Origin of the sequence: Paenarthrobacter sp. YAF11_1 (genome assembly GCF_052113445.1) — a bacterium.
GTDB lineage: Bacteria > Actinomycetota > Actinomycetes > Actinomycetales > Micrococcaceae > Arthrobacter.
Genome location: NZ_JBFRDF010000012.1, coordinates 58,359 through 72,455 on the forward strand (window position 1 = coordinate 58,359; position 14,097 = coordinate 72,455).

11 protein-coding genes are annotated in these 14,097 nt (G+C 62.8%); 2 read left to right on the top strand and 9 right to left on the bottom strand.

What is annotated here, in order from left to right; translation table 11 throughout:
* Nucleotides 1-52: 52 nt before the first annotated feature.
* Complete coding sequence (locus AB4Y77_RS17470) at nucleotides 53-1,309, bottom strand: hypothetical protein (protein ID WP_442014803.1); 1,257 nt, start codon at nucleotides 1,307-1,309, stop codon at nucleotides 53-55.
* 304 nt (nucleotides 1,310-1,613) lie between these two features.
* Here AB4Y77_RS17470 and AB4Y77_RS17475 point away from each other — a divergent pair, with 304 nt between their 5' ends.
* Together AB4Y77_RS17475 and AB4Y77_RS17480 are read left to right on the top strand one after the other, a co-directional pair.
* Complete coding sequence (locus AB4Y77_RS17475) at nucleotides 1,614-2,435, top strand: HAD-IIA family hydrolase (protein WP_035761154.1); 822 nt, start codon at nucleotides 1,614-1,616, stop codon at nucleotides 2,433-2,435.
* Between the two features lie 10 nt (nucleotides 2,436-2,445).
* On the top strand, nucleotides 2,446-3,153 hold the full coding sequence (locus tag AB4Y77_RS17480) for a tyrosine-protein phosphatase (RefSeq protein WP_442014804.1): 708 nt from the start codon (nucleotides 2,446-2,448) through the stop codon (nucleotides 3,151-3,153).
* A gap of 30 nt (nucleotides 3,154-3,183) precedes the next feature.
* Here AB4Y77_RS17480 and AB4Y77_RS17485 read toward each other — a convergent pair whose 3' ends face one another.
* From AB4Y77_RS17485 to manD, 8 genes are all read right to left on the bottom strand, one after another.
* Entirely contained in the window at nucleotides 3,184-4,308 is a 1,125-nt protein-coding gene (locus tag AB4Y77_RS17485) for a thioesterase domain-containing protein (protein WP_442014805.1), read from the bottom strand.
* 106 nt (nucleotides 4,309-4,414) lie between these two features.
* Nucleotides 4,415-4,987: an orotate phosphoribosyltransferase gene (pyrE, locus tag AB4Y77_RS17490; RefSeq protein WP_024819357.1), complete on the bottom strand. Its 573-nt coding sequence runs from the start codon at nucleotides 4,985-4,987 to the stop codon at nucleotides 4,415-4,417.
* A 26-nt stretch (nucleotides 4,988-5,013) separates the two neighbouring features.
* The gene (locus AB4Y77_RS17495; RefSeq protein ID WP_311211779.1) at nucleotides 5,014-6,000 is read right to left on the bottom strand and encodes a LacI family DNA-binding transcriptional regulator; all 987 of its coding nucleotides are present in this window, start codon (nucleotides 5,998-6,000) and stop codon (nucleotides 5,014-5,016) included.
* Between the two features lie 135 nt (nucleotides 6,001-6,135).
* Nucleotides 6,136-7,419 carry a multiple monosaccharide ABC transporter permease gene (gene mmsB / locus AB4Y77_RS17500; protein WP_311211440.1) on the bottom strand — a complete coding sequence of 428 codons (1,284 nt, stop codon included), beginning with the start codon at nucleotides 7,417-7,419 and terminating at the stop codon, nucleotides 6,136-6,138.
* A gap of 5 nt (nucleotides 7,420-7,424) precedes the next feature.
* The gene (mmsA, locus tag AB4Y77_RS17505; protein WP_311211441.1) at nucleotides 7,425-8,954 is read right to left on the bottom strand and encodes a multiple monosaccharide ABC transporter ATP-binding protein; all 1,530 of its coding nucleotides are present in this window, start codon (nucleotides 8,952-8,954) and stop codon (nucleotides 7,425-7,427) included.
* Between the two features lie 126 nt (nucleotides 8,955-9,080).
* On the bottom strand, nucleotides 9,081-10,205 hold the full coding sequence (gene chvE / locus AB4Y77_RS17510; RefSeq protein WP_311211442.1) for a multiple monosaccharide ABC transporter substrate-binding protein: 1,125 nt from the start codon (nucleotides 10,203-10,205) through the stop codon (nucleotides 9,081-9,083).
* Between the two features lie 386 nt (nucleotides 10,206-10,591).
* A complete protein-coding gene (locus AB4Y77_RS17515) occupies nucleotides 10,592-12,871 on the bottom strand; it encodes a gluconokinase, GntK/IdnK-type (protein WP_442014806.1) in 2,280 nt (759 codons plus the stop codon).
* On the bottom strand, nucleotides 12,861-14,090 hold the full coding sequence (gene manD, locus AB4Y77_RS17520; protein WP_442014807.1) for a D-mannonate dehydratase ManD: 1,230 nt from the start codon (nucleotides 14,088-14,090) through the stop codon (nucleotides 12,861-12,863). Before manD ends, AB4Y77_RS17515 begins: the two co-directional genes overlap by 11 nt.
* Nucleotides 14,091-14,097 lie beyond the last annotated feature (7 nt).

Sequence of the window (14,097 nt, forward strand, 5' to 3'; positions counted from 1 at the left end):
CAACTTTAGCCCTGACCCGCCGCCCGCCTGAGCGCGCTGAGTAGAGCGGGTTTTAGCCCATCTTCCACTTGTTGATGCGGTAGGAGTTGCCCAACTGCTCGAAGAGTCCCGGGTGCGCATCCCAGTACGTCTTGTGGCCACTGACGCCGAGCATCTGCGGGGTGCCCCAGGGAGTCACGGAGAACAAGTTCACGGCCTGGATGGCTTCGCCACGGGCATTGGTGCAGGTGAAGCCGATGACTACTGCGGCACCACGGCGGAACTCACGGATTTCCGGCATGGACGTCTTGAAGTCGGAGGTGCACTTGTGGCCCACCAGGTTCTGGGGCAGCTCAGTGGCGGTCATGCCTTTGTAACGCGCTTCGATGTCCTGGATGGCCTTCTTGACCTCCGCTGGATCCTTGCCGAACTTGCCTTCCTCGGACTCCGCAAAGAACGCGTAGGCGAGCGCGATGCCGTCGCCGTCGGCTTCTACCGTGCCCTGGGCCTTCTTTTGGATCTCTTCGCCAGTGGTGGGGTCCTTGGTGATGCCGAACGACTCATCGTGGGTCCACTCGGCCAAGTACTGGAAAGAGGATTCGCCCGTGACCCACTTGCTGAACAGCGGGTCCCCGTCGGCAGGAACATTGCTGGGTCCGGCAAGCTCTTCCCACACGGCCGGCAGCGGGATGGCTCCGGCAGGAATGTCGTTCGACGCCGATGCGTCGCCTGAGGGTTCAGCTGATGGTTCGGCAGAGGGCTCGGACGCTGCATCCGAAGCTTCGTCTGACGAGGTTACAGACGGCGCCGGGGTCTCCACGGCGGTGGGCTTGGTCATCGACGGGATCAGCCAGGTGAAGGCCACCACCAGCGCAATAATCACGACGACGGCGACACCGCCGAGGATGAGGAACAGCGACTTCTTGTTGTGGTCGCCCGGGTTCTGACCGGGTCCGCCGGGTCCGCCCGGGTAGCCAGGCTGGCCCGGGTATCCGGCACCCGGCGGTGGGAAGCCCGGCTGGGCCTGCTGGGCCTGGGGGTAGCGGTGGACGGTTTCGGCGGATTCGCCGTCGGGGTGCCCCTGCTGCGCGGGGAAGGCTTGCGTCGGCGGTTGCTGCGTGGGGAACGCCTCGGTCTGGCCATAGTGCGGCTGGCCTTCCTGGCCCGGCTGGCCCGGCTGCGCGCCCTGCTGCTGGCCCTCCGGCTGGTACATGGGCTGGGTCTGCCCCGGCTGGTACTGGCCGTACTGGCCCTGACCGGTGTCGTAGCGTGGCTGCGGCACGCCGTCGGGGTTGTAGGGAGGCTGAGGCGCTCCGTTGTTGTTGCTCATGGCGGGCCCTTTCGAAGGCAGTGGGTCACCGGGATGTATCTGGGGACACCCGATGGATAAACCGGAAGAGGGGACCTGCTGAAGCGTGGGCGGCACATAAAAACCACCATGTCGATCCCCCGACCCACGGTGGTGGCACGCCTGCGCCGCCCCCAGCGTAGTCGAGTCCCAGGCGTCCGACGCAAGTCACACCGGATATCCACATGGGCAGAACTACCCACATAAGCGGGATCCCAGGATGTTAGCGCCGCGGATTGATGGAAGACTGGTGGCAGTGCATGAACAACCCCAGCCGGAGGCAAATATGGCAGAAGAAACCACGTCCACATCGGTTTATCGGAACGGCCACGAAATTGAATGCTGGCTTACGGACATGGACGGTGTCCTGGTTCATGAAAACCAGGCGATCCCCGGTGCAGCTGAGCTCATCCAGCGCTGGGTGGACACGTCCAAGCGCTTCCTGGTCCTGACCAACAACTCCATCTTCACTCCCCGTGACCTCGCAGCCCGCCTGCGCGCGTCCGGCCTGGAGGTTCCGGAAGAGAACATCTGGACGTCCGCGCTGGCCACCGCCCAGTTCCTCAAGGACCAGGTCCAGTCCTCGGATTCAGGCAACCGCGCCTACACCATCGGTGAAGCCGGACTCACCACGGCCCTGCACGAGGCCGGGTTCATCCTCACTGACACCGATCCCGACTTCGTGGTCCTTGGCGAAACCCGCACTTACTCCTTCGAAGCGATCACCATGGCCGTCCGCCACATCCTGGCCGGAGCCCGCTTCATCGCCACCAACCCGGACGCCACCGGTCCCTCCAAGGACGGCCCCATGCCGGCAACCGGTGCTATCGCGGCCATGATCACCAAGGCCACCGGCCGCGAGCCGTACATTGTAGGCAAGCCGAATCCCATGATGTTCCGTTCAGCCATGAACCAGATCGACGCCCATTCCGAGACCACAGCCATGATCGGTGACCGCATGGACACGGACATCGTGGCCGGCATGGAAGCAGGCCTGCACACGGTTCTGGTCCTGAGCGGCATCACGCAGCGCGAAGAAATCGTGTCCTTCCCGTTCCGGCCCAACCAGATCCTGAACTCGGTGGCCGACCTCAAGAGCCAGATCTAAGGAACAAACCATGGCTGTGCTCAATCTGCGTCCCCTGGCCGGTGGTCGGATACTCAGGGGGAGCCAGCCGTTCGGCTTGGATGCCGCTGCAACGTCGGGTTTCCTGGCGGAGCACGGCATCCAGGCAATCGTGGACCTGCGGAGTGAGCTTGAACGCTCGCTGGTCCCGTGGCTGGTTCAGGACGACAACGACGGCGGCGGGCCTGCCGCCGTCGTCCCGCCCGCCGTCGAACTCATCCATAACCCGCTGGACCCGAACGCCATTGCCGGGTCGCTCCAAGCCGTGGAAACGGCCGAGGACCTCGGCGACTTGTATCTGGGCTGGATCCGGTTGCGCCCGGAGTGGGTCGCCGATGCGCTGCGGCCCGTCGCCCGTGGCAAACGTACGCTGGTCCACTGTTCGCTGGGCAAGGACCGGACAGGTGTGGTGTCGGCAATCGGGCTTTTGGCAGCGGGCGGAACCGAGGAGCAAGTGGTGGCGGATTATGCGGCCACCACAGCCAACCTGCCGGACGTCCTGGAAGTCATGGCAGAAACGTGGCGACTGAGCGTCCCTTCAACACCGGCGGAGTATTTCAGCCCGGACCTCATGATCCTGCAGAGCCCCGAGGCTGCCATGCGGCACTTCCTGGCCGGGTTCGCCCAGGAGTTCGGCGGCGTTCGGAGCTTTCTGCGCGAGGCGGGCCTCACCGACGTCGAGGTTGAATCGCTGCGTTGAGCGGGACGCCTGAGGTAGTCCGGACTGCACCTATGCCGGGCGGATGACCTTACCGTTGGGCTCTTGGTACGACGGCTCCTGGGGCTCGGGAGGGAGCGGTTGGAGCTCATTCTGGACTTTCTCGAGCAATGGCCGGTACACGCCACCGTTCCATTGCGGGCTGGCGTGCGCGGGCCGCGCGCCTTCGGTGCTGAGGGTGGGCAGGGCCATGTTGGCTCCGAAGACCTTGCTCCACCCGGCGCGCGCCGACTCATAGTCCACGGTGCCATCCTTGGCGTTGCCCAAAAAGGCCATCTTGGCGCCACCGATCTTTCCGGCCAGGCGGAGTCCGTCGAAGTGGTAAATGTACGCCGACTCCGTCTGGATGAGCACGCTGGAAGGGGCGATTGGGGAGAGCTGTTCCAGGCTTTGGTCGAGGATTTGCCGCCATGTTCGCTCGTCCTTGTGCGCCACGCGCTCCCCCAGTTCGTAGCCCCCGCGGAGGACCGACGGGATGCGGAAGCCATTCTCGTACAGGAACACCACACCGTCGAACCAGCTCTGGTCCAGGACGTCGGCGCGGCTGAACGGGCTCGAATCCAGGACAATCAGCTGCGTCTCGACGCCGTGCAGTTCCAAGAGGCGGGCGGCCACTTGGGTGGCGAGCATCCCGCCGAAACTGTGGCCGTAGAAGTAGAGCTTCTCCAGTTCCAGTTCGCGGACGTGGAGGATGATTTCGCGGACGATCTCGTCCACGTCCAGTCCCAGGTTGGAATATCCGACGGCGGCAAGGCGGCCGCGCTGATGCAGGGCAGGACGCAGTGAGTTCAGAATCCACTGGGCTTCTTCCCAGCTGGTTTTGTACCCGGGGAACAGGATCCAGCTGGCCTTGGGGAAGTACAGGTCCGAGTACGGATCAGGAACCCTGAGGATCTTGGTAGCCCGCCGCTCGGCCTGGACACGACGGGTAAAAAGCATGTCCCCGGCCAGCGCTGCGGAGGCTCCGGCGGTGATGAGGAAGTTTCGGCGGGACGTCTTCTTGAGGCGGGCAGCGTAAGGCAGGATCCGGGCCCATGCGCCCGGATCCTCTGCCTTCTCCGGTTCAGGAGAAGCCGGCACGGGGAGGTTTCCATCCGCCTCCGCCGGTGCCGGGAGCTTCCCTACTTGAACGTCCACGCAGCAAGCATAGGCTTCGAAAGGCGGTGCCTCACAGCCCCCCAGTTTGTGTACAGCTGATGCCCTTAAGATGCGCCTTTAAGGGCAGTAGCTGTACAAAAACTCCTTAGTCGAGGCCGAGCTCGTCCTTGCCGAAAGCGAAGAGGTACGGAACGCCGGTTTCGGCTTCGATCTTCTCTTTGGCGCCGGTGTTACGGTCAACGATCACAGCGACGGCCACCACATTGCCGCCTGCTTTACGGACACCTTCGACGGCGGTCAGTGCGGACCCGCCGGTGGTGGACGTGTCCTCGAGAACCACCACGTTGCGGCCCTCAACGGAGGGGCCTTCCACCTGACGGCCCATGCCGTAGGACTTCTGGGCCTTGCGGACCACGAAGGCGTCCACGGCACGGCCGGCGTCGGCAGCGGCGTGCATCACAGCGGTACCGACGGGGTCGGCACCCATGGTGAGTCCGCCCGCGCACTCAACTGACACGCCGGCGTCGTCGATCATTGCCAACATGACCTGGCCCACCAGCTTGGAGGCCTCGTGGTGCAGGGAGATGCGGCGGAGGTCGATGTAATAGTCCGCTTCCTTGCCGCTGGAGAGGATCACCTTGCCGCGGACCACCGCCAGTTCTTTGATGAGTTCAAGAAGGCGGGCGCGGGCAGCAGCAGTATCAAGCGTGGAAGTCATGGCTCCTAGTTTAGTAGGAGCGACGTTCAGCGAGGCGCAGGGGCGGCCGTGGTGGAGCGGATCACCAAGCGGGGGTTGACCATTTGTTCGCCGCTTGCCGGCTCTCCATCCAACTGTTGCAGCACGGCCTCCATGCAGCGGCGGCCGAGTTCCTCGAAGTCCTGCTTGATGGAGGTCAGCGGTGGCATGAAGAATTCAGCTTCGGGTTGATCGTCGTAGCCCACCACGCTGATGTCGCCGGGCACGTGACGTCCCGCTTCCTGGACGGCGCGAAGGACGCCCACGGCCATCTGATCGTTGGCTACGAAGACCGCCGTGATGCTGCCGTGCTGCAGGAGGTCTCGGCCGGCGCGGTAACCCGAGGCGGCATCCCAACCACCTTCCAGGAGGACGTCGGCTTCCAGCCCTGCAGCGCCGAGCGCTTCCTGCCAGCCTTTAATGCGCTCAGCGGCGTCGATCCAGTGCGGAGGGCCCGAGATGTGGGCAATACTGCGGTGCCCCAGATCGATCAGGTGGTCAACGGCCAGGCGGGCTCCCAACCGTTGATCGAGAGAGGCGCCCGTCAGTTGGTTACCGGCTCCTGCACCCACGGCAACGATCGGCACGGGTACCGAAACGTCACGCAGGACGGCCAGGACATCGGGGTGCGGAACCAGGATGACAATGCCGTCCACGGACTGGTTGCGGAAATGCGCAATGGCGTCGTTGATGCTTTCGCCGGTTACTTCGCGAAGATTCGCGATGCTGACGAAGTACCCTGCTTCCCTGCCGGCCTGCTCCACCCCGAGGAGCGTGTTCGCCGGACCGAACTGGCCCGTTTCGCACGCAAGTACCCCAATGGTCCGGGACCGACGGGTCACCAGGCTGCGTGCTGCTGTGTTCCGCCTGTACCCAAGGTGCGCGATGGCCGATTCCACGCGTTCCCGGGTTTTTCCGCTGACGTTGGGATGGTTGTTCAGGACGCGGGAAACAGTTTGGTGCGAGACCCCCGCCATCTTCGCAACGTCACCCATGACGGGAGGCCGGACCGGCAGCGCGGGCGAGCCCAGCGGGGCGGGCGAGCCCAGCGGGGCGGGCGAGCCCAGCAGGGTCCCGGACTGTGCCCGGGGCCCCGCTGGGGGCGGATGTTCGCCGCGTGACATGGGATCCTACTTAGCGTCGACGCCCACGGGCTCCGCTTTGGAAGCCGGAGCCGCTTCGGTTGCCGGAGGCGTGGTCTTCCACTTGAAGCGACGGCCCATGGCGGACCCTCCACCGGAACCGGTGCGGTTCTTGTTGAAGATGTCGAAGCCGACGGCGAGCAGGAGCACCAAGCCCTTGATGAGCTGCTGGTAATCGGTACCCAGGCCAAGGATGGACATGCCGTTGTTCAGGACGCCCATGATCAGGCCACCGATCATGGCACCCGCTACCGTGCCGATGCCGCCCTGGACCGCTGCGCCACCAATGAACGCGGCGGCGATGGAGTCGAGTTCGAAACCGGTACCACCGGCAGGCTGGGCCGAGTTCAGGCGGGCCGTGAAGACCAGGCCGGCCAAAGCTGCCAGGACACCCATGTTGACGAACAGGCGGAAGGTGACCTTCTTGGTCTTGATGCCCGACAGCTCGGCGGCGTGGAGGTTTCCACCGATCGCATAGGTGTGACGGCCGAAGATGCTGTTGTTCATCAGTGCCGAGTAGACGATTACCAGGACAGCCAGGACGATCAGGACAATCGGGGTTCCGCGGTAGCTGGCCAGCAGGAAGGTGATGATGAGCATCAGCACTGCGATGAAGCCGTTCTTGACGGCGAACCAGGCCATCGGCTCATTCTCGAGATTGAACTTGCGGCGTACCCGGCGTTCCTTCAATGCCTGGAAAAGGATGGCTGCAGTGCCGCCGACGCCGAGGATGACCGTCAGCCATTCCAGCACGGAGGTACCGCCGGAAATATCCGGCAGGAAGCCGCCGCCCAGTGCACGGAGTTCGTTCGGGAAGGGGGTGATCTGCTGGTTCTTGAGGGTGATGAGCGTCAGGCCACGGAAGATCAGCATGCCGGCAAGGGTGACGATAAAGGCGGGGATGCCTACATAGGCAATCCAGTAGCCTTGCCACGCTCCCACCAACGCGCCAACCAGGAGGCAGGCTGGGATGGCGAGCCACCACGCCCAGCCCCAGTGCACGATCATCACGCCTGCCACAGCACCGATGAAGCCGGCGATGGACCCGACGGACAGGTCAATGTGTCCGGCGATGATGACCATCACCATACCGATGGCCAGGATCAGGATGTAGCTGTTCTGGACCACGAGGTTGGTGACGTTCTGCGGCTGGAGCAGGATGCCGTCGGTCAGGACCTGGAAAAGGATGACGATCAGGATCAGGGCGACGAAGATGCCAACCTGGCGGAGGCGGCTTGTGAGGAAGCCAAGGGATTCTCGTAGGGCGGACATGTTCGCTATTCCTTCTCTTGGGTCATGTAGTGCATGAGGGTTTCCTGGGTGGCTTCGGCGATGGGGACTTCGCCGGTGATGTGGCCTGCCGACAGGGTGTAGATCCTGTCGCAGATGCCCAGGAGCTCCGGAAGCTCAGAGGAGATCACAATGACTGCTTTCCCCGCGGCGGCGAGCTCGGCAATGATGGTGTAGATCTCAAACTTGGCGCCGACGTCGATTCCACGAGTCGGTTCGTCCAGGATCAAGACGTCGGGGTCTGAGAACATCCACTTGCTCAGCACCACTTTTTGCTGGTTTCCACCCGAGAGTTTGCCGGTGATGGCAGCAACGGACGGAGCTTTGATGTTCATGCTCTTGCGGTAGTGGTTGGCCACGGTGGTCTCTTTGTTGCCATCCACCCAGCCGCGTTTGGCCAGCTTGTTCAGTGCGGCCATGGAGATGTTGCGCTTGATGTCTTCGATCAGGTTCAGGCCGTAGTGCTTCCGGTCCTCGGTTGCATAGGCGATCCCGTGCTCGATGGCGTCGGAGACGGTGGAGGTATTGATTTCCTGGCCGTATTTGTAGACCTTGCCCGACACCGCCCGCCCGTACGTACGGCCAAAGACGCTCATGGCCAACTCGGTCCGGCCAGCACCCATGAGGCCTGCCAGGCCTACTACTTCGCCCTTGCGGACGTTGAGGCTGGCATTGTTCACCACCATGCGGGAATGGTCTTGGGGATGCTGGACTGTCCAATCCTCAATGCGCAGGACTTCCTCGCCGATATTGGGCGTCCGGTCCGGGTAGAGGCTTTCAAGGTCGCGGCCCACCATGCCACGGATGATGCGTTCCTGGGTGATCTGGCCCTGATCCAACCGCAGGGTCTCGATGGACTTGCCATCGCGGATGATGGTGACGGCGTCTGCCACTTTGCGGATCTCGTTGAGTTTGTGGCTGATGATGATGCTGGTGACGCCCTGGCCCTTGAGGTGCAGGATGAGGTCCAGCAGGTGGTCTGAGTCTTCATCGTTAAGCGCCGCGGTGGGCTCGTCCAGAATGAGGAGTTTGACCTCTTTGGACAGCGCCTTGGCGATCTCCACCAGCTGCTGCTTGCCAACACTGATGTGCTGGATGGGGGTCACCGGATTTTCGCTGAGGCCCACCCGGGCCAGCAGCTTGGCGGCTTCCAAATTGGTCTTCCGCCAGTCCACCCAGCCGTTCTTGGCCAGCTCATTGCCGAGGTAGATGTTCTCGGCGATGGACAGGTACGGGCTGAGGGCCAGTTCCTGGTGGATGATCACGATGCCGCGCTTTTCGCTGTCCGTGATGCTCGAAAATTCGCAGGGTTCGTTCTCGAAGAGGATGTCGCCGTCGAAGGTGTTGTGGGCGTAAACGCCGGAGAGCACCTTCATGAGGGTGGACTTCCCGGCGCCGTTCTCACCACAGATGGCATGAACTTCACCTCGGTTGACGTCCAGGGTGACGTCCTGCAGGGCTTTTACCCCGGGGAAGGTCTTGGTGATTCCTCGCATTTGAAGAATGGGTACGTTCATCGTCAATTCCCGCTGACTGGTTGAAACTTGGCCGGGCCGAGGACTCGACAGGCTCTAAGGGAGGCTGCGACCCCGCCGCACTGCGCGCTGCAGCACAGGGCGGCGGGGCCACAGACCGGGAACTAGTTACTTGACGTCGGATTCCTTGTAGTAGCCCGAGTCGATGAGTTCCTTCTGGAAGTTGTCCTTGGTGATGATGACGGACTTCAGGAGGAAGGCCGGAACAACCTTGACCTTGTTGTTGTAGGTCTTGGTGTCGTTGGTTTCCGGCTCGGTGCCCTTGAGCACAGCGTCAACCATCTTCACGGCCTGCGCGCCGAGCTGGCGGGTGTCCTTGAAGATTGTGGAGTATTGCTCGCCTGCGACGATGGACTTCACGGAGCCCTTTTCTGCATCCTGGCCGGTGACCACGGGAAGGCTTCCGGTGGAGTAGCCGCCGGTGCTGGTCAGTGCGGAGATGATACCGATGGAGAGTCCGTCGTACGGGGACAGGACGCCGTCCAGCTTGGTGCCGGAGCTGTAGGCCGAGGTAAGGATGTCTTCCATGCGCTTCTGGGCTACGGGTGCCTGCCAGCGCAGGATGGCTGCCTGCTCGAACTTCGTCTGGCCACTGGGGACCTTCAGGGTGCCGGCATCCAGGTACGGCTTGAGGGTATCCATGGCGCCGGTCCAGAAGAAGTTGGCGTTGTTGTCGTCCGGGCTTCCCGCGAACAGCTCAACGTTGAACGGGCCCTTGCCCTCTACTTTCTTGCCGCTTGCGTCAACCAGGCCAAGCCCGGTCAGCAACGAGGTGGCCTGCTGGACGCCCACAGTGTAGTTGTCGAAGGTGGTGTAGTAGTCCACGTTCGGCGTTCCGTTGATGAGTCGGTCATAGGCGATGACCTTGACGTTCTGCTCCTTGGCTTTGGCCAGGACGTCGGTCAGGGTGGTGCCGTCGATGGCTGCGATGATCAGGGCCTTTGCGCCCTTGGTCAGCATGTTCTCAATCTGGGAAACCTGCGTGGGAATGTCGTCGTTGGCGAACTGGAGGTCAGTCTTGTAGCCGAGGTCCTTCAGCGACTTCTCCACGTTGGCGCCATCTGCGATCCAGCGTTCGGAGGTTTGGGTGGGCATCGAAATGCCTACCAGTGAATCGCTGGGATTCGCGCTGCTGGTGGACTCCGCGGTGCCTCCGCGGCTTCCACAGCCCGTGGCTCCCACGGTCAAGGTCAGGACAACCGCGACGGCGCCCAGGAGTTTCTTCAATCTCACGATGCTCTCCTTCCGCGGCAGCTTTGCCGCGAACTCTGATGCAGCCGGAGCATCTGCGCGTCCGGCACGGTAAAGCGATGTGGGCTTGCGTGCGGTGGGGCGACACGAGCCACTGAAAGGTGATGCGAATGCCATTGTGAACGCTAACAATACCGTTGGTCAAGTGCCTTGGATCACGAAATGATTGCAGACCAGAACCGCTCACAGGACTATTGACTTGAAACGTTGTTAGCGTTCACAATTGGCGGCCTCAATATTTCCGGACGGTCAGGGCCAACCATCCGGATGGCAGGAAAAAGCCCGGCACCGCCTTGTGGGCAGTACCGGGCTTCGATCGCTCCTCCATGATGGCGGGGAGGAACTCTTCCCTGCTGGGAACAGGGAAATCAGAGGCGGGTGTCGAACGAATCGCAGAACACGTTCTGGTTGAAGGTCCCCTGGAACCCGGACTTGCCCTGGATCTTTTGGATCGTGGCGCGAATGGCCTCACGCGTTGCTGCGTGTGCGTGAATGACGGTCTTGACCATGGGCACGTCGATCAAGTGGTTCGGCTGGTTCAAGGAGACAAACACCGTGGGAACCTCCGTGGCGTACCAAGGGATCTCGGCGGCCATGGGCGAGGACCACTTGATCCGGATTGAGGCCTCCTGCGCGAAACCCTTCACGTTCGCGAAGACGAAGGCGGCGTCGTATCGCTCCGCATAGTCGCCTGTGGCTTCCTCGGACAGGACCCGCATGAAGTTCATTCCGGCCTCCCCCGCGGCTTCGCGCTGTTCCGCGGTCCTGAAGACGCTGACCTCAAATCCTGCGGCTTCCAGTTCTTCCCGGACGGTATCCAGGTAGGCGAGAGGATCTGCTCGGGTGAAGTCGGCGCCACCGGAGATGCCGTAGAGACGGATCCGCGGATGCGTCTGAGGGGTGATCGGCAGGTTGCGGGCCGTGTCCTTCACCAGGGTGACGGTCTTGTCAGCGATGTCGGCAGCGATGGCACGGTGGTCTTCACTGCCGATGACCGCGAGTGCCTCAACCGGGGGCACCAATTCCTGGCGTACATGCAAGCCCAGGCTCGCCTTCAGGCCAAGGATGCGCCGCAGGGCATCCTGCAAACGCCCCTCGCTGATAACTCCGGACTTATAGCCATCCAGCATGTACCCGAAGTCCTCTTCCGGGTTCCGGAAGAACAGGAACATGTCGCAGCCCGCGGCGATGGTCGCAGGCACCAAGTCACGCCGCTTCATGGCCTGCGTCAAACCAACCATCAGGGACGCATCCGTCAGGACCAGCCCGTTGAAACCGAGTTCGCCGCGCAGCAGATCCTGCAACAACTCAGGCGCCAGCGTCGCAGGGAGGATTTCAGCATCCGACAAGCCAGGCCGGAAGTGCCGGGACACCTCAGGAGCGCCGATGTGGCCCACCATGATGGACTGCACGCCGTGGCCGATCATTTCGCGGTAGACGTGCCCGTAGCTGGCGTTCCACTCCTCGTAGCCAAGGGTGTTGTAGGAGGTGACTACGTGTTGATCGCGCTCATCAATGCCGTCCCCCGGAAAGTGCTTCATGGCGCAGATGGTGGGTGATTCACTGATGCCGTCGAAGTACTCCTTGGCCCGCTCCACCACAACCTCCGGGGTGTTGCCAAAGGCCCGCGTGGAGATGACCGTATTGCGCCAGTTGTAGTGAATATCCACGATCGGCGCGAAGGCCCAGTTGCAGCCCAGCGCGGCAGTTTCGACGCCGGCCACCTGGCCCATCTGCCGCGCTATGGTCTTGTCCGGGTGCGAGCCAGCCTGCAGGTGCGTGGAAACGAACGTGCCGTCGTCGCAACTGCCGGCGCCACCCATCTCCGGATTGGACGCGATCAGCAGCGGAATGCGGGTCTTGGACTGGGCGTAACGAATGTGTTCCTGCACGGCAGAAGAGGGCCCCGGCCGGTACCGCACACCGCCCACATGGAAGTTCTCCAGCACGCCGTCGAGGTACGCCGGGGAGTAATCGTTGTTGTGGTTGATGAACAGCTGGCCGATCTTCTCTTCCAGCGTCATGGAGCCAATGGTGCTCTCCACCCACTCCACCGCGGCGTCATCCAGGTTGTAAGGAGCCGCCGCCAAGTCCACCAAGTGCGGCCCGGCAGACGCTGCGGACTGGCCTGTCAGCGCGGCATATACGTCATTCACGATGTCCTCCACGGGCGATGCGATGTCCACAACGATCCCGGCTTCGTCGTCCTCGAGCGGTTGCAGCGTAGCCAGTTGCGAGTCCAGCAACGAGGCCGGCATGAAGTGCCCTGGACGGGCAGACATGCGGGCATTCAGCAACTCACGGGTGCCATGCAGGTGCACGAACACCACGGATGGATCGGCGCTGCGGATGATGTCCCGGTACGAGCGCTTGAGCGCGCTGCACGCGATGACAAGAGCAGAGTTCGACGCCGGGAATCGCCTGCCGATTTCAGCCAGCCAGGGCGCGCGGTCGTCGTCGTTCAGCGGAGTACCCGCGGCCATCTTGTCGATATTCGCCTGGGGGTGCAGCGAATCGCCGTCGAGGAATCCAGCGCCGAGGCGTTCGGCGAGGGCCGCACCAACGGTGCTCTTGCCGCAGCCAGCCACGCCCATCACCACGATGTGGTGGCGGTGCCCACCTTCAGAGGAAGCAGGTTTACCAGTCATGAACCGTGCCGTCCACGAGACGGTTGTACGGCAGGTATGCCTGCTGGTACGGGAAGGCCGCAGCGGCTTCTTCATTGAATTCAACGCCAATACCGGGCTGGTCGCCGGGATGCAGGTAGCCGTCCTTGAAGGTCATGGACTGCTGGAAGACCTCGTTGGTCTTGTCAGAGTGCTGCATGTATTCCTGGATGCCGTAGTTGTGGATGGCCAGGCCAACGTGCAACTGGGCGGCGAAGCCCACCGGGGAGATGTCCGTGGGGCCGTGGAAGCCGGACTTGATCTGGTACTGGGCGGCGAAGTCCATGACCTTCTTCAGCGGGGAGATGCCGCCGAAGTGGGTGGAGGCGGCACGGACGTAGTCGATCAGCTGTTCCTTGATGAGGGTCTGGAAGTCATACACGGTGTTGAAGATTTCGCCGATTGCCAGTGGGGTGGTGGTGTGCTGGCGGACCAGGCGCAAGCCCTCTTGGTTTTCGGCCGGAGTGCAGTCTTCCAGCCAGAAGAGGTCGTACGGTTCCAGGGCCTTGCCAAGCTTGGCCGCCTGGATGGGCGTCATGCGGTGGTGGCCATCATGCAGCAGCGGGATTTCCGGGCCGAACTCGTTGCGCACTGCCTCAAAAACGGTGGGCAAGTGGCGCAGGTAGGCGCGGGTGTCCCAGTCCTCTTCCAACGGGAAGTTGCCACGGCCGGCGGGCTCGTAATCGTACCGTTCGCCCGAGGCCTGGGCCTGCGCGGCAACACCATAGACGGCCTTGATGCCGGGGACCGCGGTCTGGATGCGGATGGACTTGTAGCCCAACTCCAGGTGTTCGCGAACGGAGTCGAACAGCGACGGAATGTCCGCGCCGGACGCGTGTCCGTAAGCGCGCAGGCCGTTGCGGGAAGCGCCACCCAGCAGTTGGTAGACCGGCAGGCCTGCGATTTTGCCCTTGATGTCCCACAGTGCCATGTCGACGGCGGCAATGGCCGCCATGGTGACGGGCCCGCGGCGCCAGTAGGAGCTGCGGTAGAGGAACTGCCACGTGTCCTCGATCCTGTGCGGATCCTTGCCGATCAGCAGCTGCGCAACGTGCTCCTTGAGATACGCAGCTACCGCGAGTTCACGGCCGTTGAGGGTGGCGTCTCCGATGCCCGTCACACCGTCCTCCGTGGTAATGCGCAAGGTGACGAAGTTGCGGGACGGGCTGGTCACAAAGACTTCAGCGGCAATGATCTTCACAGCTTTT

Excerpts from the sequence above, each read along its gene's own strand:
- pyrE (WP_024819357.1), bottom strand. The coding sequence starts at position 4,987 with ATGACTTCCACGCTTGATACTGCTGCTGCCCGCGCCCGCCTTCTTGAA.
- mmsB (WP_311211440.1), bottom strand. The coding sequence starts at position 7,419 with ATGTCCGCCCTACGAGAATCCCTTGGCTTCCTCACAAGCCGCCTCCGC.
- AB4Y77_RS17480 (WP_442014804.1), top strand. The coding sequence starts at position 2,446 with ATGGCTGTGCTCAATCTGCGTCCCCTGGCCGGTGGTCGGATACTCAGG.
- AB4Y77_RS17495 (WP_311211779.1), bottom strand. The coding sequence starts at position 6,000 with ATGGGTGACGTTGCGAAGATGGCGGGGGTCTCGCACCAAACTGTTTCC.
- AB4Y77_RS17470 (WP_442014803.1), bottom strand. The coding sequence starts at position 1,309 with ATGAGCAACAACAACGGAGCGCCTCAGCCTCCCTACAACCCCGACGGC.
- mmsA (WP_311211441.1), bottom strand. The coding sequence starts at position 8,954 with ATGAACGTACCCATTCTTCAAATGCGAGGAATCACCAAGACCTTCCCC.
- AB4Y77_RS17475 (WP_035761154.1), top strand. The coding sequence starts at position 1,614 with ATGGCAGAAGAAACCACGTCCACATCGGTTTATCGGAACGGCCACGAA.
- AB4Y77_RS17515 (WP_442014806.1), bottom strand. The coding sequence starts at position 12,871 with ATGACTGGTAAACCTGCTTCCTCTGAAGGTGGGCACCGCCACCACATC.